The following is a 17,463-nucleotide window of genomic DNA, read 5'->3' as shown; positions in this document are numbered from 1 at the left end:
TGCGTATTTGAATACTGCTCGGATGTACTGTGGGAGCGGCCTAGTGCCGCGATGGGCCGCGCAGCGGCCCCAGGCTCCCAGCATCGAACGCGGGGCTCCAGCTACCGCGCCTGGGTCACCCGATCCACCAGGTACACCAGCCCGTGATAATCGATGCCACTGTGGGTCGACAAGCCAATCTCACAGGTGCGGCTGGTAGAAATGCCCTCGCCACAGTACTGCACGGCATCCTTCAGGCTGCGCAAGGCATGGGCATTGAGCTCCGGGGTGGTGAAGCCCTTGTCGCCAGCAAACCCACAGCAATGAATGCCTTCCGGTATCACCACCTGGGTGCTGCACCGCCGCGCCAGGTCGATCAGGGCCTGGCTTTCGCCCAAGTGCTGCGTACTGCAGGTCACATGCACGGCCACCGGTTCATCCTGCGGGGTGAAGGTAAGCCGGTCGACCAGGTGCGTGCGGATGAAACGCACGGGGTCGTACAGGTCCAAACGGGTATCCCCCAGGTCCTGGACCAGGCGCAACGTGCAGGGGCTGGTGTCGCAATAGATCGGGTCCAGGCCGCCACGGCTGGCGTGCAGCAAGGCATTGATCAGCTCCTGGCGCTTGTGTTCAGCCTGCTCGGGGTAGCCTTTGGAGGCGAAGGGCTGGCCGCAGCACAGGCTTTCGGCATTCTCCGGGAAGACGACCTGATACCCCGCTTTCTCCAACAGGCTGCGGGTCTTGTCCAGCAACGAGCTCTGCTCGCGATCGGCATACGCAGGGCCCATGACCTTGGACACGCAGGCAGCCAGGTAGACCACGCGCGGGCGCGGGTCGTTGCTCGCCTCACCTACGCGCACAGGGCGCAGAGGCTGGGGCATCGCCGGGGTCCAGCGGGGCACGCGGCCTTTGCTGGTCTTGCTCAGGACGGCGCTCAAGCGGTTAAGACGAGGCGCGCCCAGTAGCTTGCGGGCTGTATTGGCGGCGGTCAGGGACAGGCGCGCGCCGCCCATGGCCGTCTTGAAGTGTTCGGCCAACCAGTCGGCGGTCTTGCCACGTTCGGCCGCCTGGGCGCGCAGCTTCTTGACCAGCTCGCCGGTGTTGATGCCCACCGGGCAGCGCTGGGCACACAGCCCCGTGGCAGCGCAGGTGTCCATGCCCTGGTACTGGAAGGTGTCGCGCAGGGCGCGGGTATCCTGGCCGTTGCGTTCCTTGGCCTGGATATCCCGCCACATGACGATGCGCTGGCGCGGGCTGAGGGTCAGCCCCTTGGACGGGCACACCGGCTCGCAGAAACCGCATTCGATGCACTTGTCGACGATCGCGTCGGCAGCCGGCAGCGGCTTGAGGTGCTTGAGGTGAATGGCCGGGTCTTCGCTGAGCACCACATCAGGGTTGAGAATGCCGTTAGGGTCGAGCAGGCGCTTGAGCTGCCACATCAGCTGGTAGGCATCCTGGCCCCATTCGAGCGCCACGAAGGGCGCCATGTTGCGGCCGGTGCCGTGCTCGGCCTTGAGCGAGCCGCCGAACTCCACGGCCACCAACTGCGCCACGTCGTCCATGAAAGCCTGGTAGCGAGCCACTTCCTCGGCGCTGTTGAAACCCTGGGTGAAGACAAAATGCAGGTTGCCTTCCAGCGCATGGCCGAAAATGATCGCCTCGTCGTAGCGGTGCTGGTCGAACAGCTGGATCAGGCGGTTGACGCCCTCGGCCAGTTGCTCGACGGGGAAGGTGACGTCTTCGATGATGACCGTGGTGCCGGTCTGGCGCACGGCGCCCACGGCGGGGAAGGTGTCCTTGCGGATCTTCCACAGCTGGTTGTACACCACCGGGTCTTCGCTGAAATCCACTTGCTGTTCCAGGGGGAACTCGGCAATCGAGGCCATCACCTGGTGCACCTGCTCGTGCAGCAGGGTCTGGCTGGCGGCGCGGGATTCGATCAACAGCGCGCAGGCATTGGCCGACAGGCCCTTGACCCACACCGGCATGCCGGCCATGTCCTGCACCGAGCGCAGGCTGCGCCGGTCCAGCAACTCCACCGCCGACACGGGCTGGCGCTTGAGGATCGGCACGGCGCGGCAGCAGCTTTCGACACTGGGGAACACCAGCAGGGCGCTGGCCTTGTGTGGGTGGTCGGGCACGGTGTCGTAGGTCACCGCGCTGATGAAACCCAGGGTGCCCTCGGAGCCGACCAGCAGGTGCTGCAGGATGTCGAGCGGCTGGTCGAAATCCACCAGGGCATTGAGCGACAGGCCGGTGGTGTTCTTGAGCCGGTACTTGTGCCGGATGCGCTCGGCCAGGGCCGTGTTGGCGCGGGTCTCCCGGCCCAGGCGGGCGAGGGCGTCGAGCAAGGGGGCGTGGCTTTTCTGGAAGGCCGCGACGCTGGCCGGGTCCTCGCTGTCCAGGCAGGTGCCGTCGGCCAGCACCAGGCGCAGGCCGGCCAGGGTGTGGTAGGTGTTCTGCGCCGTGCCGCAGCACATGCCGCTGGCGTTGTTGGCGACGATGCCGCCAATCTTGCAAGCATTGATCGAGGCGGGGTCCGGGCCGATCTTGCGCCCGAACGGCGCCAGCCAGGCATTGGCCTGGGCGCCGATGACACCCGGCTGCAGCCTGATCTGCTCGCCCTGGCCGCGCACCTCGCGCCCGTTCCAGTTATCGCCCAGCACGATCAGGACCGAATCGCTGATGGCCTGGCCGGACAAGCTGGTGCCGGCAGCGCGGAAGGTGATGGGCACTCGCTCACGCTGGGCCAGCTTGATCAGGCCGACCACCTCGGCCTCGGACTCCACGCGCACCACCAGCTTGGGGATCAGGCGATAGAAGCTGGCATCGGTGCCGAAGGCCAGAGTAGAGGTCGGGTCGTCGAAGCGACGCTCGGCAGGTATCAGGCGCTCGGCATCGCGCAGAAACGCAGCAGGCAGGCTCATGCAGTCTCCTCGCGGGGCCGCGACGTCTGGTGCGGCGCGTGCCCCGGTAATCAGGCGGTGTTTCAGGCAGGCGCTCAGGCGCCCAGTTCGCGTACCAGCGAGTCGCGGGTGATCTCGCCGATGGACTTGGTGCCGGTCAGCACCATGGCCACGCGCATTTCTTTCTCGAACAGCTCCAGCAGGTTCTTCACCCCCGCCTGGCCATGAACTGCCAGGGCATACAGGAAGGCCCGGCCGATCAGCACGGTGTCCGCGCCCAGGGCGATCATGCGCACCACGTCCAGGCCGCTGCGAATGCCGGAGTCAGCCAGGATCTTCAGGTCGCCCTTCACCGCGTCGGCAATCGCCGGCAAGGCGCGGGCACTGGATAGCACGCCGTCGAGCTGGCGGCCACCGTGGTTGGACACGACGATGCCGTCGGCGCCGAACTTGACCGCATCGCGGGCATCGTCGGCGTCGAGGATGCCTTTGATGATCATCGGGCCGTCCCAGAACTCGCGGATCCACTCCAGGTCGCGCCAGGAAATGGACGGGTCGAAGTTGTTGGCCAGCCAGCCGATGTAGTCGGCCAGGCCGGTGGGGTTGCCCCGGTAGGTGGAGATGTTGCCCAGGTCGTGCGGGCGGCCCATGACGCCCACGTCCCATGCCCACTGCGGGTGGGTCATGGCTTGCAGCATACGCCGCAGCGGGCCGTTCTTGCCGCTCATGCCCGAGTGGGCATCACGGTAGCGGGCGCCGGGAGTAGGCATGTCGACGGTGAACACCAGGGTGCGAACGCCGGCGGCCTTGGCGCGCTCCAGGGCATTGCGCATGAAGCCGCGGTCCTTGAGCACGTACAGCTGGAACCACATCGGCCGGTCGATGGCCGGGGCCACTTCTTCGATGGGGCAGACCGAAACGGTGGACATCGTGAACGGGATGCCGTGGGCGGCCGCCGCACGGGCCGCCTGCACTTCGCCACGACGGGCGTACATGCCGGTCAGGCCGACCGGGGCCAGGGCCACGGGCATGCTCAGGGTTTCACCGAACAGCTCGGTCTGCAGGCTGAGTTCGGACATGTTCTTCAGCACGCGCTGGCGCAGGGCGATGCTGGCCAGGTCCGAAACGTTGTGGCGCAGCGTGTACTCGGCGTAGGCGCCGCCGTCGGCATAGTGGAACAAGAAGGGCGGCAACTTGCGTTGGGCGGCGGCGCGGTAATCGGTAGAGGCGGAAATGATCATGGGCTCTCGCAGCTTGGCAGGTGAGTAAGGCCGGGCAATGTGGGCTGCCCGGCCCCTTTCACTTTAGTGATGAACCAGCATGCCGGTCAGCCAGTAGGCCTGCACCAAGGTGATCAGGCCGACGATGGTGGCGAAGAACAGGCTGTGCTTGACGGTGAAGCGGAACAGGTCGGACTCCTTGCCCACAAGGCCGGTGGCGGCGCACGCCACGGCGATCGACTGCGGCGAGATCATCTTGCCGGTCACGCCGCCGCTGGTGTTGGCTGCAACCAGCAGGGTGTCGTTCACGCCGATCTGGTGTGCGGTGGTGGCTTGCAACGAGCTGAACAGGGCATTGGAGGAGGTGTCCGAACCGGTCAGGAACACCCCCAGCCAGCCCAGGAACGGCGAGAAGAACGGGAACGCCGCGCCGGTGCCAGCCAGTACCAGGGCCATGGTCGAGGACATGCCGGAGTAGTTGGTCACGAAGGCGAAGGCCAGCACCATGCCAATGGACAGGATGGGCCAGCGCAGCTCGTACAGGGTTTCCTTGAAAGTGGTCAGACCAGTTTTGAGGTTGATCTTGAGCACGGCCATGGAGATCAGCGCCGACAGGAAAATCGCGGTGCCCGTGGCAGAAATCGGGTCGAGCTTGAACACGGCCGGCATGGCCGTAGGCGCGGCCACGATGGGGGCGGTCTTGATCACCAGTTGGTCGAGGTGCGGGATGGCGAAGTTGAACACGAAGTTGTACATCGCACCGCCCGGGGCGAACGCGGCCTTGAAGGGCTTGAGGGTCCAGATCGTGACCAGCACCGTGAGAATCAGGAACGGCGACCAGGCTTTGAAGATTTCACCCAGGCTGTAGGGGCTTGGCTGGCTGCCACCGGTTTGCACCACGGCCGCGCCAACGCTGCCGGTGGCCGCTGCGAACGAGCGCTTGGGCTGCCACACTTTCAGGAACAGGGTCAGGGCGATCAGGCTGGCCAGGGCCGAGGTGATGTCCGGCAGTTCCGGGCCGATGAAGTTCGAGGTGAAGTACTGGGTGACGGCGAAGCTCAGGCCGGCCACCAGGGCTGCGGGCCAGGTTTCTTTCACGCCGCGCAGGCCGTCCATCATGAACACCAGCCAGAAAGGCACGAACAGCGACAGCAACGGCAGCTGGCGACCGGTCATGGCGCCGATGTGGAAGGCGTCGATGCCGGTGACCTGGCCTGCCACGATGATCGGGATGCCCAGCGCGCCGAAAGCGACCGGTGCGGTGTTGGCGATCAGGCACAGGCCTGCGGCGTACAGCGGGTTGAAGCCAAGGCCCACCAGCAGCGCGGCGGTGATCGCTACCGGCGCACCAAAGCCGGCCGCCCCTTCCAGGAAGGCGCCGAAGCAGAAACCGATCAGCAGCACCTGCAAGCGCTGGTCGTCGGTGATCGACAGCACCGAGCTGCGGATCACCTCGAACTGGCCGCTCTTGACCGTGAGTTTGTACAGGAACACGGCCGCGACGATGATCCAGGCGATGGGCCACAGACCATAGAGGAAGCCGTAGCCGGCAGCGGCCAGGGCCATGTCGACAGGCATCTTGAAGGCGAAGATCGCCACCAGGATCGACAGACCCAAGGTGATGCTGCCGGCGACGTGGCCTTTGAGGCGGAAGACGGCCAGGGCCAGGAAGAAGAATACGATGGGGATGACCGCCGCCAGGGCGGACAGGCCGAGACTGCCCAGCGGGCTGTAGAGTTGTTGCCAGGTTTGCATATGGGGTGGCCCCTAATTGTTGTTGGTCATGCGCTGGCCCTGGATAATTGGTAAGACCAATTTACAATGGCTCGCCGCTAGGTTAAAAGCGCACACGGGGGTGTGTCAATTTGTCCGAGGCAGCACTTTGGTCGAATGCCGATAAGCGGGCAGGTGATGTGGCATGAAAAACGAGCGCTGGTGGGTGTCGGCCGGCTGCGGATCGGCGAGAATGGATGCCCCGGATATCAGCCGGGATTCGTGGAGAGCGTGTGATGGTTTTTGATCAGGTCCGCCAGCGGCGCCTGTCCGACGACATTGTCGATCGGTTGGAAGGGATGATTCTGGAAGGCACGTTGACGTCGGGCCAGCGGCTGCCGGCCGAACGTGTGCTGGCCGAGCAGTTCGGGGTATCACGCCCGTCGTTGCGCGAAGCGATCCAGAAACTGGTGGCCAAGGGCTTGCTGGTCAGCAAGCAGGGCGGCGGCAACTATGTGGCGCAGTCGCTGGGCTCCACGTTCAGCGACCCGTTGTTGCAACTGCTCGAACACAGCCCCCAGGCGCAACACGACCTGCTGGAGTTCCGCCACACCCTGGAGGCGTCTTGTGCCTATTACGCTGCCCAGCGCGCCACTGCACCCGACCGGGCTCGCTTGAAGGAGGCGTTCGACGTGCTGCAGGACTGCTACGCGCGGGCAGGGGAGGTCACACGGGCCGAAGAAGGCGCCGCCGATGCGCGTTTTCACCTGGCCATTGCCGAGGCCAGTCACAATGCCGTGCTGCTGCATACCATCCGCGGGTTGTTCGACTTGCTCAAGCGCAACGTGGTCACCAACATCGGGGGCATGTACCAGCAACGCAGCGAAACGCGCGACATGCTGATCAGTCAGCACCGGGAGTTGTACCTGGCGATTGTCGAAGGTCGGGCCGAGGATGCGCGGGAGGTGTCCAGCCGGCACATTCTGTACGTGCAGGAGGTGCTTGAAGAGGCGCACGAAGAGGCGCAGCGGGTCGCGCGGGCGGAGCGACGCAACGGGCACTAAGGGTATTTGTGCAGGCGAGTGTGCGCGGGGTATTTGTGCAGGCGAGTGTGCGCGTGAACAGCAGGCCGCTGCGGGCGACGTGCTGTTCACGGCAGGTACACATCCCTTTGAGGAAAAGATCGGGCAACTAGCTGCCCGTACCATCACTCGGCGGGGAAGGGGGCAAACGTTAGTCTTCCTTGCCCTTGTTGCGTACGGCCCGCTGCAGCTCGCGGTTGGAATCGCGTTCGCGCACGGTATCGCGCTTGTCGTATTCCTTCTTGCCCTTGCCCAGTGCGATTTCGCACTTGATCAGGTGCTTGCTCCAGTACAGCGCCAATGCCACGCAGGTATAACCCTTCTGCGCCACGGCCGCTTCCAGGCGCTCAAGCTCACGCTTGTTGAGCAGCAGCTTGCGGGTGCGGATGGGGTCTGCGATGACGTGGGTGCTGGCGGTGGTCAGCGGGGTGATGTGGCTGCCGAACAGCCAGGCCTCACCGTCCTTGAGCAGCACATAGCTGTCAACGAGGTGCGCCTTGCCGGCTCGCAGGCTTTTTACTTCCCAGCCGGACAGGACCAGCCCGGCCTCGAACTTGTGCTCGATGAAGTAATCGTGTCGCGCTTTCTTGTTCTGCGCGATGGTCCCGGTCGGATGTTTTTTTTGCTTAGCCATAGGGACGGCATTATAGGCAAGTCCGCGCGTCGTCCGCTATGGGATTTCTGCGTGCTTGAGCCACTGGAATGAATACCGGACAATACCTGCACTGTCATAGGTACAGAACCTGTAATCGGAATGCTGCGAAGCACCGCCACCCAGCCTTGGAAGTGACGCCTGGATGACTACCCATATTCAACGCTCCGCCCTGCTGCCATACCCCGCCCAGGCCTTGTACGACCTGGTAAACGATGTGGCCAGCTACCCGGACTTCTTGCCCTGGTGTTCCGACTCGACGGTGCTCGAAGCCAGCGAAACTCACATGCGCGCCAAGCTCGAGGTGGCCAAAGGCGGTATCAGCCAGCACTTCGTTACCCGTAATGTGCTGGTGCCGGGGCAATCCATCGAGATGAACCTGGAGGAGGGGCCGTTCTCTCAGCTGCACGGCATCTGGGTGTTCAAGCCCTTGGGTGAGAAGGCCTGCAAGATCAGCCTGGACTTGTCGTTCGACTATGCCGGCTCATTGGTGCGCGCCACTTTGGGGCCGCTGTTCAATCAGGCCGCCAATACCCTGGTGGATGCGTTTTGCGAGCGTGCCAAGCAGTTGTACGCTGCTTCCTAAGGGTTGCAATCGAGGTATGGCCACACTCAAGTGGCAGGGAGCGGTGACGCTCGATTGGAAGCGTCTCTTGCAGCAATGAAAAAGCCCGGACACTGTCCGGGCTTTTTCGTATCAGCGCGTTTAGCGCGTTTCCAGCGGTGCCGGTGTAGGCACTGGCGTGGTTTCGATGGTGTCGATCTCGCGCTGGATGGATTCCTCGACCGAGCCTGGTTTGGCCGGTTTTTCTTCCGGTTGGGCTGCCGGCTGCTCGCCGTTGGCACCTGGGCTGACCGTGGTGTCGCCGCTGCCACCAAGGATTTCCTGGTCGCGGCTGACGCCCGGCATGAAGTCGCCAGACAGGCTTACCAGCTGGTCGCTTTCATTGAAGAAAATGCTCATGCGTTCCTGTTGGCGCTGACCGCCACCAGGTTGCAGGCTGTAGAGGTAGTCCCACCGGTTGGTGTGGAACGTATCCTGAATCAGAGGGTTGCCCATGATAAACCGCACTTGCCGCCGGGTCATTCCCGGACGCAATTGGTCTATCATGTCCTGCGTGACGACATTGCCCTGCTGGATGTCGATTTTGTAAACCCCGGGAAACGAGCAACCGGCGAGTGCGAGCAGTCCCACGAAGGTGAGGCTGGTTAGCAAGAGCTTGGTGTTTTGCATCGGTGGGCGACTTCCACTATCTTGGCTGGACAACGTAAACACCGATCATACCCGTATTAAGAGAAGCTGCGAAGCAGCATCGGCGAGAAAGCTGACCATGGTTGAAAATAGCGAATTGCGCAAAGCCGGTCTCAAGGTGACCCTGCCTCGAGTCAAGATCCTTCAAATGCTCGACTCTGCCGAGCAGCGTCACATGAGCGCCGAAGATGTGTACAAGGCCCTCATGGAGGCAGGCGAGGATGTTGGCCTGGCCACCGTGTACCGTGTACTGACCCAGTTCGAAGCAGCAGGTCTGGTGGTTCGCCACAACTTCGACGGCGGTCATGCGGTGTTCGAACTGGCCGATGGCGGTCACCACGACCATATGGTCAACGTGGATACCAGTGAAGTCATCGAGTTCATGGACGCCGAGATCGAGAAGCGTCAGCGTGAAATCGTCGAAGAGCATGGTTTCGAGCTGGTGGACCACAACCTGGTCCTTTATGTGCGTAAGAAGAAGTAACGATTACTTCGTTCTGAACAGCAAAGGCGACCCTGGGGTCGCCTTTGTTTTTTCTGCAAACGGTGGTGGTGACCGTTATTCCGGCCCTGTGCCGAAGTGCCTCAGGCCTTGCCGCTGACCACCATCTTGCGCGCATGGGCCAGCGATTCCTTGGTCAGGTCGATGCCACCCAGCATGCGCGCCACTTCTTCGACCCGCTCGCGTTTGCCAAGGCTGGCCACGGCCGTGTGCGTGGTATCGCTCTCGCGGACCTTGTGCACGAACAGGTGGTGATGCCCTTGGGCGGCTACCTGAGGCAGGTGGGTGACGGTCAGCACCTGGCCGCGTTCGCCCAGGCGACGCAACAGCTGGCCCACGATTTCCGCCGTAGGCCCGCCGATACCCACGTCCACTTCGTCGAATACCAGGGTAGGGATGCGCGACGTCTGTGCCGTAATGACCTGGATCGCCAGGCTGATCCGGGACAGTTCGCCGCCCGAGGCGACTTTGGACAGCGCCTTGAGAGGCTGGCCGGGGTTGGCGCTGACCAGCAATTCGATCTGCTCCAGCCCATTGGGTGATAGGTCGGCCGTGTCATTGGGCGTGAGCTGAATGCAGAAGCGGCCACCGGGCATGCCCAGGCGCTGGATTTCCTGCTCGACCGCCTCTGCCAGTTGCTTGGCGGCATGCTGACGCAACCCGCTCAGTTCGCGGGCCTTCTCTTTATAGTGCTGAGCGAATGCAGCCATTTCTTCGCCCAGGCGCTCCAGGGATTCATCGCTGGCGTTGAGCCCTTCGAGCTCCTCCATCAACTGCTGCTGCAGGTGCGGTAGCTCCGTGGGGTGCACCCGGTGTTTGCGCGCCAGGGTGTAGATAGTGTCGAGGCGCTCTTCCAGGGCCTGGAGGCGCATGGGGTCGGCATCGAAATTGTCGAGGAAGCGGTTGAGTTCGCCCACGGCTTCTTCCACCTGAATCTGCGCGCTGGCAATCAGGTTGGCCGCTTCCGACAGTGCCTTGGGGGCGTTGCTGGCAGCGCCCAGCCGGTTGAGGCTGGAGGTGAGCGCGCCAAGCACATTGCCCGAATCGCTTTCACTGCACTGGTCGATGACCTGGCGGCAAATGCCGAACAGGGCCTCGGCGCTGGTGAGGTTCTTGTGCTCCTGCTCCAGGTGCTCCAGCTCGTTTTCGCCCAGGCCTAGGTTGTCCAGCTCTTCGAGCTGGTAGCTGAGCAGTTGGTGACGGGCACGCTGTTCGTCGCCGGAATTGGACAGGCGCTCCAGTTCGAGCCGGGTCTGGTTCCAGCGCTTGGCCGCCATCTGCACTTGCCGGGCCAGGTCGATGGCCCCGGCGTACTCGTCGAGCAGGCGCCGGTGGGTATCGGCCTTGAGCAGGGACTGGTGCTCGTGCTGGCTGTGGATGTCGATCAGCAGCTCGCCCAGAGCCTTGAGGTCACCGAGGGGGCAGGGCGTACCGTTGATATAGCCACGGCTGCGGCCTTCGGCAGTGATGACACGCCGCAGGATGCACAGCCCATCGCTGGCCAGGTCACGTTCGGCGAGCCAAGTGTGGGCCTCGGGGATGTCGACCAGGTCGAACGTGGCGAGGATGTCGGCCTTGTCGGTGCCGGGGCGTACCACGCCGCTGTCGGCGCGGTCGCCCAGGGCCAGGCCCAGGGCATCGAGCATGATCGACTTGCCCGCACCTGTCTCGCCCGTGATCACGGACATGCCGCGGGCGATTTCCAGGTCGAGGTGTTCGACGATGGCGTAGTTGTGAATGGACAGGTGCACCAGCATGAGGGCGACTCCAGAAAGTCATGTCTGGTTATTTATACAGTAGTTTTTTCCAGCCTGCCAATGCCCTTTTGGTGCAAACGCTTCAAGGCGTAAAAACCAGGCTGCCCCTTGAAGCTGTATTTTCCGGCCCCATATACGCCACATCACCGGCGAGCCTGGCTCGCAGTCCACCAAATTGCGCAGGAGATATCCCATGGCTGATGAGCAGCTGAACGAGAAAGACCTCAACGTCGAGCAAACCGGTGCCGACAACGCAGCTGATGCCCGCGTGCTGGAACTCGAAGAACAGCTGGCCGCGGCCAAGGACCAGTCACTGCGTACCGTGGCCGAACTGCAGAACATTCGCCGGCGTGCCGAGCAGGATGTGGAAAAGGCGCACAAGTTCGCCTTGGAGAAGTTCTCCACCGACCTGCTGCCTGTGATCGACAGCCTGGAACTGGCCCTGACTCACTCCAGCGCCCAGGACGAACACGTCAAGCAGATCCGCGAGGGCGTCGAGCTGACCCTGAAGATGTTCCAGGACACCCTCAAGCGCTACAACCTCGAAGCCATCGATCCGCATGGTCAGCCGTTCAACCCTGAGCACCACCAGGCCATGGCCATGCAGGAAAACGCCGAGGTCGAACCCAACAGCGTACTGAACGTGTTCCAGAAGGGCTACCTGCTCAATGGCCGCCTGCTGCGCCCCGCCATGGTGGTGGTCAGCAAGGCGCCGAGCGCAGCGCAACCTTCTATCGATGAAAAGGCTTGAAATCCTTTCGGGCATCCCCATCTAGGTGTCAAGCCTTCAAGTATTACCGCAGTTGGCCGCAGTAGCCGCTGCTACCTCATTCAAGTTTCGGGAGAGTTAACATGGGCAAGATCATCGGTATCGACCTGGGGACCACCAACTCGTGCGTCTCCGTGCTGGAAAACGGTAACGTCAAGGTCATCGAGAACGTCGAGGGTGCGCGTACCACCCCATCGATCGTGGCATACGCCAACGATGGCGAAATCCTGGTCGGCCAGTCGGCCAAGCGCCAGGCCGTGACCAACCCGCACAACACCCTGTTCGCAGTCAAGCGCCTGATCGGCCGCCGCTTCGAAGAAGACGTCGTACAGAAAGACATCAAGCTGGTGCCTTACAAGATCGTCAAGGCCAGCAACGGCGACGCCTGGGTCCAGGCCAGCGGCAAGGACATGGCGCCACCGCAGATCAGCGCCGAAGTTCTGAAGAAAATGAAGAAGACCGCCGAAGACTACCTCGGCGAGCCTGTGACCGAAGCGGTCATCACCGTACCGGCCTACTTCAACGACAGCCAGCGTCAGGCCACCAAGGACGCCGGCCGCATCGCCGGTCTGGACGTCAAGCGCATCATCAACGAGCCGACCGCCGCTGCACTGGCCTACGGCATGGACAAGGCCAAGGGCGACCACACCGTGATCGTCTATGACCTGGGTGGTGGTACCTTCGACGTTTCGGTCATCGAAATTGCCGAAGTCGACGGCGAGCACCAGTTTGAAGTACTGGCCACCAACGGCGACACCTTCCTGGGTGGCGAAGACTTCGACATGCGCCTGATCGACTACCTCGTCGACGAGTTCAAGAAAGAGTCCGGCATGGACCTGAAGAACGATCCACTGGCCCTGCAGCGCCTGAAGGAAGCTGCTGAAAAGGCCAAGATCGAGCTGTCTTCGGCCCAGTCGACCGACGTCAACCTGCCGTACATCACTGCAGATGCAACCGGTCCGAAGCACCTGAACGTGAAGATTTCCCGCGCCAAGCTGGAATCGCTGGTCGAGGACCTGGTCAGCCGCACCATCGAGCCTTGCCGCATCGCGCTCAAGGACGCCGGTATCGACGCCAGCAAGATCGACGACGTGATCTTGGTCGGCGGTCAGACCCGTATGCCGCTGGTTCAGAAAGCCGTTGCCGACTTCTTCGGCAAGGAAGCGCGCAAGGACGTGAACCCGGACGAAGCCGTCGCCATGGGTGCTGCCATCCAGGGCGCAGTCTTGGCCGGTGACGTGAAGGACGTCCTGCTGCTGGACGTCAGCCCGCTGACCCTCGGTATCGAAACCATGGGCGGCGTGATGACTTCGCTGATCGAGAAGAACACCACCATCCCGACCAAGAAGTCGCAGGTGTTCTCGACTGCTGACGACAACCAGGGGGCGGTGACCATTCACGTGCTGCAAGGCGAGCGCAAGCAGGCGGCACAGAACAAGTCGCTGGGCAAGTTCGACCTGGCTGACATTCCGCCAGCGCCACGTGGCGTGCCGCAGATCGAAGTGACCTTCGACATCGACGCCAACGGCATCCTGCACGTCAGCGCCAAAGACAAGGCCACCGGCAAGTCGCAGTCCATCGTCATCAAGGCCAACTCCGGCCTGTCGGACGAAGAAATCGAGCGCATGGTGCGTGACGCCGAGGCCAATGCCGAGGAAGACCGCAAGTTCGAAGAACTGGCCGCTGCCCGTAACCAGGGTGATGCACTGGTTCACTCGACCCGCAAGATGGTCGCTGACGCGGGTGACAAGGTCACCGCTGAAGAGAAGACTGCCATCGAAGCGGCCGTGGTTGCCCTGGAAACCGCCGTCAAAGGCGACGACAAGGCTGCCATCGACGCCAAGGTCGAAGAGCTGTCCAAGGTCTCTGCACCGGTTGCCCAGAAAATGTACGCCGAGCAGTCGGCCGAACAGCCTCAGGGCGGCGCGCAGCAGGCCGAGCCGGAAGCCAAGCACGACGACGTGGTGGACGCCGAGTTCGAAGAAGTGAAAGACAACAACAAGCAGTAATTCCTGCAAGTTGTCGGCCAGTGCACCGCCGTTTGGCGGTGAACTGGTAGGATGTCGCCGCGCGGGGGCTTGCTCCCGCGTTGACGTATCTGGAATTCGAGAATTTTTGCAGCATTTGTCAGCCCCCCGTGGGGAGCAGATGCTGACGGCGCGGCGCAGATGCCGGACGCCCAACAAGGTGTAAATGACCTATGTCCAAGCGTGATTATTATGAGGTCCTGGGTGTCGAGCGCGGCGCCACGGATGCTGACCTCAAGAAGGCCTATCGCCGGTTGGCGATGAAGTACCACCCCGACCGCAACCCGGGTGATAAAGAGTCCGAAGACAAATTCAAGGAAGCCAACGAGGCGTACGAGGTCCTGTCGGATGCCAGCAAGCGCGCGGCGTTCGATCAATATGGCCATGCCGGCGTCGATCCGAGCATGGGTGGCGGCGGGGCCGGTTTCGGGGGCGCTAACTTCTCCGACATCTTCGGTGATGTGTTCAGCGACTTCTTCGGTGGTGGCCGGGGTGGCGGACGCGGCGGCGCTCAGCGCGGCAGCGACCTGCGTTACACCCTGGAGTTGAACCTGGAAGAAGCCGTGCGCGGCACCACGGTCAGCATTCGCGTGCCGACGCTGGTCAACTGCCAGCCGTGCGATGGCAGCGGTGCGAAGAAAGGTTCCACCCCGTCGACCTGCCCCACTTGCGGTGGTATCGGCCAGGTACGCATGCAGCAGGGCTTCTTCTCGGTGCAGCAGACCTGCCCGCGCTGCCATGGCCAGGGCAAGATCATCACCGACCCTTGCGGGGCCTGCCATGGCGAAGGCCGGGTCGAGGAATACAAGACCCTGTCGGTCAAGGTGCCAGCAGGTGTCGACACCGGTGATCGCATTCGCCTGTCGGGCGAGGGCGAAGCTGGCGCGCACGGTGGGCCGACCGGCGACCTGTACGTGGTGATCAACGTGCGTGAGCATGAGATCTTCCAGCGTGATGGCAAGCACCTGTACTGCGAAGTGCCGATCAGCTTCACCGACGCTGCGCTGGGTGGCGAACTCGAAGTGCCAACCCTCGATGGTCGGGTCAAGCTGCGCATCCCTGAAGGCACCCAGACCGGTAAGCAGTTCCGCCTGCGTGGCAAGGGCGTGGCGCCTGTGCGCGGTGGTGGTGCGGGTGATTTGCTGTGCCGCGTGGCGGTGGAAACGCCGGTCAACCTCAGCCGTCGTCAGCGCGAACTGCTCGAAGAGCTGCGTGATTCGCTCGAAGGCGACAGCTCCCATTCGCCCAAGGCCAGTGGCTGGTTCGATGGCGTGAAGCGCTTCTTCGGCGATCTCTGACAAGGAAAAGGCTATGCGACGTATTGCAGTGATGGGCGCGGCAGGGCGAATGGGCAAGACCCTCGTCGAAGCCGTGCAGCAAACCGCAGGTGCCGGCCTGACGGCTGCCATCGACCGCCCGGACAGCACGCTGGTGGGTGCGGACGCAGGCGAGTTGGCCGCCCTGGGGCGCATTGGCGTGCTGTTGTCCGACGACCTGGTCAAGGTTGCCGATGACTTCGACGTGCTGATCGACTTCACCCATCCATCGGTCACCCTGAAGAACCTGGCGTTCTGCCGCAAGCATGGCAAGGCCATGGTCATCGGCACCACCGGGTTCACCGTGGAAGAAAAGCACCTGCTGGCCGAAGCGGGCAAGGACATTCCGATCGTGTTCGCGGCCAACTTCAGTGTAGGGGTCAACCTCAGCCTCAAGCTGCTGGACATCGCGGCGCGTGTGCTGGGCGACGACGTCGATATCGAGATCATCGAGGCGCACCACCGCCATAAAGTCGATGCGCCTTCGGGCACCGCGCTGCGCATGGGCGAAGTGGTGGCCAATGCGCTGGGGCGCGACCTGCAGGAAGTGGCGGTGTATGGCCGCGAAGGGCAGACCGGTGCACGTGATCGCAAGACCATTGGCTTTGCCACGGTGCGCGCCGGTGACGTGGTCGGTGATCACACGGTGCTGTTCGCTGCCGAAGGCGAGCGCCTGGAGATCACCCACAAGGCCTCCAGCCGCATGACGTTCGCCAAGGGTGCCGTGCGAGCGGCCTTGTGGCTGGACGGGCGCGAGCCTGGCCTGTACGACATGCAGGATGTGCTCGAGCTGCACTGAGCCCTCGGCCCAGACCAGAGCAACCTGCCGCCGATGATACGCACCCAGGCGTGTCAGGGCGGGGGGGGCCACCTCTAGCAAGTGGCTCTGGTAGCGGTCTGTCGCATTCATGTGTTTAAGAGGCACATATGCGGTAGACCGAAAACGCACTTTTCTGTAAGCTACAGCTTTAGTGTGTCCACTAAAAGCGCGCAGCGAATTGAATTCAGCACATAAAAGCGGGGTGACGTGTCCATACGTCACTCCGCTTTTTTGCAACCTGCGATCGCCCTTTCATGCTTGATTTTCGGGAGGTCTTCTTGACAAAGCCAGCCATACTCGCCCTTGCCGACGGCAGTATTTTCCGCGGTGAGGCAATCGGTGCCGACGGCCAGACCGTTGGTGAAGTGGTATTCAACACCGCTATGACCGGCTACCAGGAAATCCTTACAGACCCTTCCTACGCGCAGCAAATCGTGACTCTGACCTACCCGCACATCGGCAACACCGGCACCACGCCAGAAGACGCAGAATCCAACCGCGTCTGGTCGGCCGGCCTGGTCATTCGCGATCTGCCGCTGCTGGCCAGCAACTGGCGTAACACCCAGTCGCTGCCCGAGTACCTCAAGGCCAACAACGTGGTGGCCATTGCGGGCATCGACACCCGTCGCCTGACTCGAATCCTGCGTGAAAAGGGCGCTCAGAACGGCTGCATCCTGGCCGGTGACGACATCAGCGAAGAAGCCGCAATCGCCGCTGCGCGCGGCTTCCCAGGCCTCAAGGGCATGGACCTGGCCAAGGTAGTTTCCACCAAGGAGCGCTACGAATGGCGTTCCAGCGTGTGGGAGCTCAAGACCGATAGCCACCCCACCCGCGAAGTTGCCGACCTGCCTTATCACGTGGTGGCGTTCGACTACGGCGTCAAGCTGAACATCCTGCGCATGCTGGTCGCCCGTGGCTGCCGCGTCACCGTGGTGCCGGCCCAGACGCCCGCCAGCGAAGTGCTGGCTCTCAACCCGGACGGCGTGTTCCTGTCCAACGGCCCGGGCGACCCCGAGCCTTGTGACTATGCCATCCAGGCGATCAAGGAAATCCTGGAAACCGACATCCCGGTCTTCGGCATCTGCCTGGGTCACCAGCTGCTGGCCCTGGCCTCCGGCGCCAAGACCGTGAAGATGGGCCACGGCCACCACGGTGCCAACCACCCGGTTCAGGATCTCGATACCGGTGTGGTCATGATCACCAGCCAGAACCACGGCTTTGCGGTGGACGAAGCGACCTTGCCTGGCAACGTGCGCGCCATTCACAAGTCGCTGTTCGACGGTACCCTGCAGGGTATCGAGCGCACCGATAAGAGCGCGTTCAGCTTCCAGGGCCACCCTGAAGCGAGCCCAGGCCCGACCGACGTCGCGCCACTGTTCGATCGTTTCACCGATGCCATGGCCAAGCGCCGCTGAGTCTCCTGCTTCAAGGCCCCGGGCTGGCATGTGCCATGCCCGGATGCGCCTGA

General features: G+C 63.0%; 14 protein-coding genes. 8 read left to right on the top strand and 6 right to left on the bottom strand.

Annotated features, from left to right (window positions below):
- Positions 1-101: 101 nt before the first annotated feature.
- The 3 genes from ACF8GB_RS06860 to ACF8GB_RS06850 form a co-directional block, all read right to left on the bottom strand.
- Positions 102-2,906 carry an FAD-binding and (Fe-S)-binding domain-containing protein gene (locus tag ACF8GB_RS06860; RefSeq protein ID WP_392526737.1) on the bottom strand — a complete coding sequence of 935 codons (2,805 nt, stop codon included), beginning with the start codon at positions 2,904-2,906 and terminating at the stop codon, positions 102-104.
- Positions 2,907-2,980: 74 nt separating this feature from the next.
- Positions 2,981-4,126: an FMN-dependent L-lactate dehydrogenase LldD gene (gene lldD / locus ACF8GB_RS06855; protein WP_100850852.1), complete on the bottom strand. Its 1,146-nt coding sequence runs from the start codon at positions 4,124-4,126 to the stop codon at positions 2,981-2,983.
- Positions 4,127-4,189: 63 nt separating this feature from the next.
- A complete protein-coding gene (locus ACF8GB_RS06850) occupies positions 4,190-5,860 on the bottom strand; it encodes a lactate permease LctP family transporter (protein WP_058604770.1) in 1,671 nt (556 codons plus the stop codon).
- A gap of 254 nt (positions 5,861-6,114) precedes the next feature.
- Here ACF8GB_RS06850 and ACF8GB_RS06845 point away from each other — a divergent pair, with 254 nt between their 5' ends.
- Positions 6,115-6,882, top strand: coding sequence for an FCD domain-containing protein (locus tag ACF8GB_RS06845; RefSeq protein WP_058604769.1), 768 nt, complete (start codon positions 6,115-6,117; stop codon positions 6,880-6,882).
- 169 nt (positions 6,883-7,051) lie between these two features.
- On the opposite strand, the gene smpB is transcribed toward ACF8GB_RS06845, so the two are convergent.
- On the bottom strand, positions 7,052-7,534 hold the full coding sequence (gene smpB, locus ACF8GB_RS06840; RefSeq protein WP_023533119.1) for an SsrA-binding protein SmpB: 483 nt from the start codon (positions 7,532-7,534) through the stop codon (positions 7,052-7,054).
- A 163-nt stretch (positions 7,535-7,697) separates the two neighbouring features.
- Between smpB and ACF8GB_RS06835 the strand changes: the two genes are divergently transcribed.
- A complete protein-coding gene (locus ACF8GB_RS06835) occupies positions 7,698-8,138 on the top strand; it encodes a type II toxin-antitoxin system RatA family toxin (protein WP_023533169.1) in 441 nt (146 codons plus the stop codon).
- 120 nt (positions 8,139-8,258) lie between these two features.
- Here the strand turns inward: ACF8GB_RS06835 and ACF8GB_RS06830 are convergent, their stop codons facing one another.
- Positions 8,259-8,786, bottom strand: a complete 528-nt coding sequence (locus ACF8GB_RS06830; RefSeq protein WP_023533140.1) for an outer membrane protein assembly factor BamE — start codon at positions 8,784-8,786, stop codon at positions 8,259-8,261.
- 97 nt (positions 8,787-8,883) lie between these two features.
- Here ACF8GB_RS06830 and fur point away from each other — a divergent pair, with 97 nt between their 5' ends.
- Positions 8,884-9,288, top strand: coding sequence for a ferric iron uptake transcriptional regulator (gene fur, locus ACF8GB_RS06825; RefSeq protein ID WP_023533128.1), 405 nt, complete (start codon positions 8,884-8,886; stop codon positions 9,286-9,288).
- Between the two features lie 101 nt (positions 9,289-9,389).
- On the opposite strand, the gene recN is transcribed toward fur, so the two are convergent.
- Positions 9,390-11,063, bottom strand: a complete 1,674-nt coding sequence (gene recN, locus ACF8GB_RS06820) for a DNA repair protein RecN (RefSeq protein WP_023533129.1) — start codon at positions 11,061-11,063, stop codon at positions 9,390-9,392.
- A gap of 193 nt (positions 11,064-11,256) precedes the next feature.
- On the opposite strand from recN, the gene grpE reads away from it, so the two are divergent.
- The 5 genes from grpE (at position 11,257) to carA (ending at position 17,410) form a co-directional block, all read left to right on the top strand.
- Positions 11,257-11,814 carry a nucleotide exchange factor GrpE gene (gene grpE / locus ACF8GB_RS06815; protein ID WP_078477978.1) on the top strand — a complete coding sequence of 186 codons (558 nt, stop codon included), beginning with the start codon at positions 11,257-11,259 and terminating at the stop codon, positions 11,812-11,814.
- Between the two features lie 101 nt (positions 11,815-11,915).
- Positions 11,916-13,841, top strand: coding sequence for a molecular chaperone DnaK (gene dnaK, locus ACF8GB_RS06810; RefSeq protein WP_197844611.1), 1,926 nt, complete (start codon positions 11,916-11,918; stop codon positions 13,839-13,841).
- Between the two features lie 191 nt (positions 13,842-14,032).
- The gene (dnaJ, locus tag ACF8GB_RS06805; protein WP_023533145.1) at positions 14,033-15,157 is read left to right on the top strand and encodes a molecular chaperone DnaJ; all 1,125 of its coding nucleotides are present in this window, start codon (positions 14,033-14,035) and stop codon (positions 15,155-15,157) included.
- A gap of 13 nt (positions 15,158-15,170) precedes the next feature.
- On the top strand, positions 15,171-15,974 hold the full coding sequence (gene dapB, locus ACF8GB_RS06800) for a 4-hydroxy-tetrahydrodipicolinate reductase (RefSeq protein ID WP_058604766.1): 804 nt from the start codon (positions 15,171-15,173) through the stop codon (positions 15,972-15,974).
- A 299-nt stretch (positions 15,975-16,273) separates the two neighbouring features.
- Positions 16,274-17,410: a glutamine-hydrolyzing carbamoyl-phosphate synthase small subunit gene (gene carA / locus ACF8GB_RS06795; RefSeq protein ID WP_058604765.1), complete on the top strand. Its 1,137-nt coding sequence runs from the start codon at positions 16,274-16,276 to the stop codon at positions 17,408-17,410.
- Positions 17,411-17,463: the final 53 nt, after the last annotated feature.

It is taken from the genome of Pseudomonas sp. xss_4, assembly GCF_043104125.1.
In the GTDB taxonomy this organism is placed as follows: domain Bacteria; phylum Pseudomonadota; class Gammaproteobacteria; order Pseudomonadales; family Pseudomonadaceae; genus Aquipseudomonas; species Aquipseudomonas parafulva_B.
Note: the sequence above shows the minus strand (reverse complement) of the source record. Positions and strands in the feature narration are given on the sequence as shown.

Coding starts and splice junctions, on each gene's coding strand:
- ACF8GB_RS06850 (WP_058604770.1), bottom strand. CDS start 5,860: ATGCAAACCTGGCAACAACTCTACAGCCCGCTGGGCAGTCTCGGCCTG.
- dnaK (WP_197844611.1), top strand. CDS start 11,916: ATGGGCAAGATCATCGGTATCGACCTGGGGACCACCAACTCGTGCGTC.
- ACF8GB_RS06830 (WP_023533140.1), bottom strand. CDS start 8,786: ATGCAAAACACCAAGCTCTTGCTAACCAGCCTCACCTTCGTGGGACTG.
- smpB (WP_023533119.1), bottom strand. CDS start 7,534: ATGGCTAAGCAAAAAAAACATCCGACCGGGACCATCGCGCAGAACAAG.
- dnaJ (WP_023533145.1), top strand. CDS start 14,033: ATGTCCAAGCGTGATTATTATGAGGTCCTGGGTGTCGAGCGCGGCGCC.
- grpE (WP_078477978.1), top strand. CDS start 11,257: ATGGCTGATGAGCAGCTGAACGAGAAAGACCTCAACGTCGAGCAAACC.
- ACF8GB_RS06845 (WP_058604769.1), top strand. CDS start 6,115: ATGGTTTTTGATCAGGTCCGCCAGCGGCGCCTGTCCGACGACATTGTC.
- ACF8GB_RS06835 (WP_023533169.1), top strand. CDS start 7,698: ATGACTACCCATATTCAACGCTCCGCCCTGCTGCCATACCCCGCCCAG.
- lldD (WP_100850852.1), bottom strand. CDS start 4,126: ATGATCATTTCCGCCTCTACCGATTACCGCGCCGCCGCCCAACGCAAG.
- ACF8GB_RS06860 (WP_392526737.1), bottom strand. CDS start 2,906: ATGAGCCTGCCTGCTGCGTTTCTGCGCGATGCCGAGCGCCTGATACCT.
- fur (WP_023533128.1), top strand. CDS start 8,884: ATGGTTGAAAATAGCGAATTGCGCAAAGCCGGTCTCAAGGTGACCCTG.
- dapB (WP_058604766.1), top strand. CDS start 15,171: ATGCGACGTATTGCAGTGATGGGCGCGGCAGGGCGAATGGGCAAGACC.
- recN (WP_023533129.1), bottom strand. CDS start 11,063: ATGCTGGTGCACCTGTCCATTCACAACTACGCCATCGTCGAACACCTC.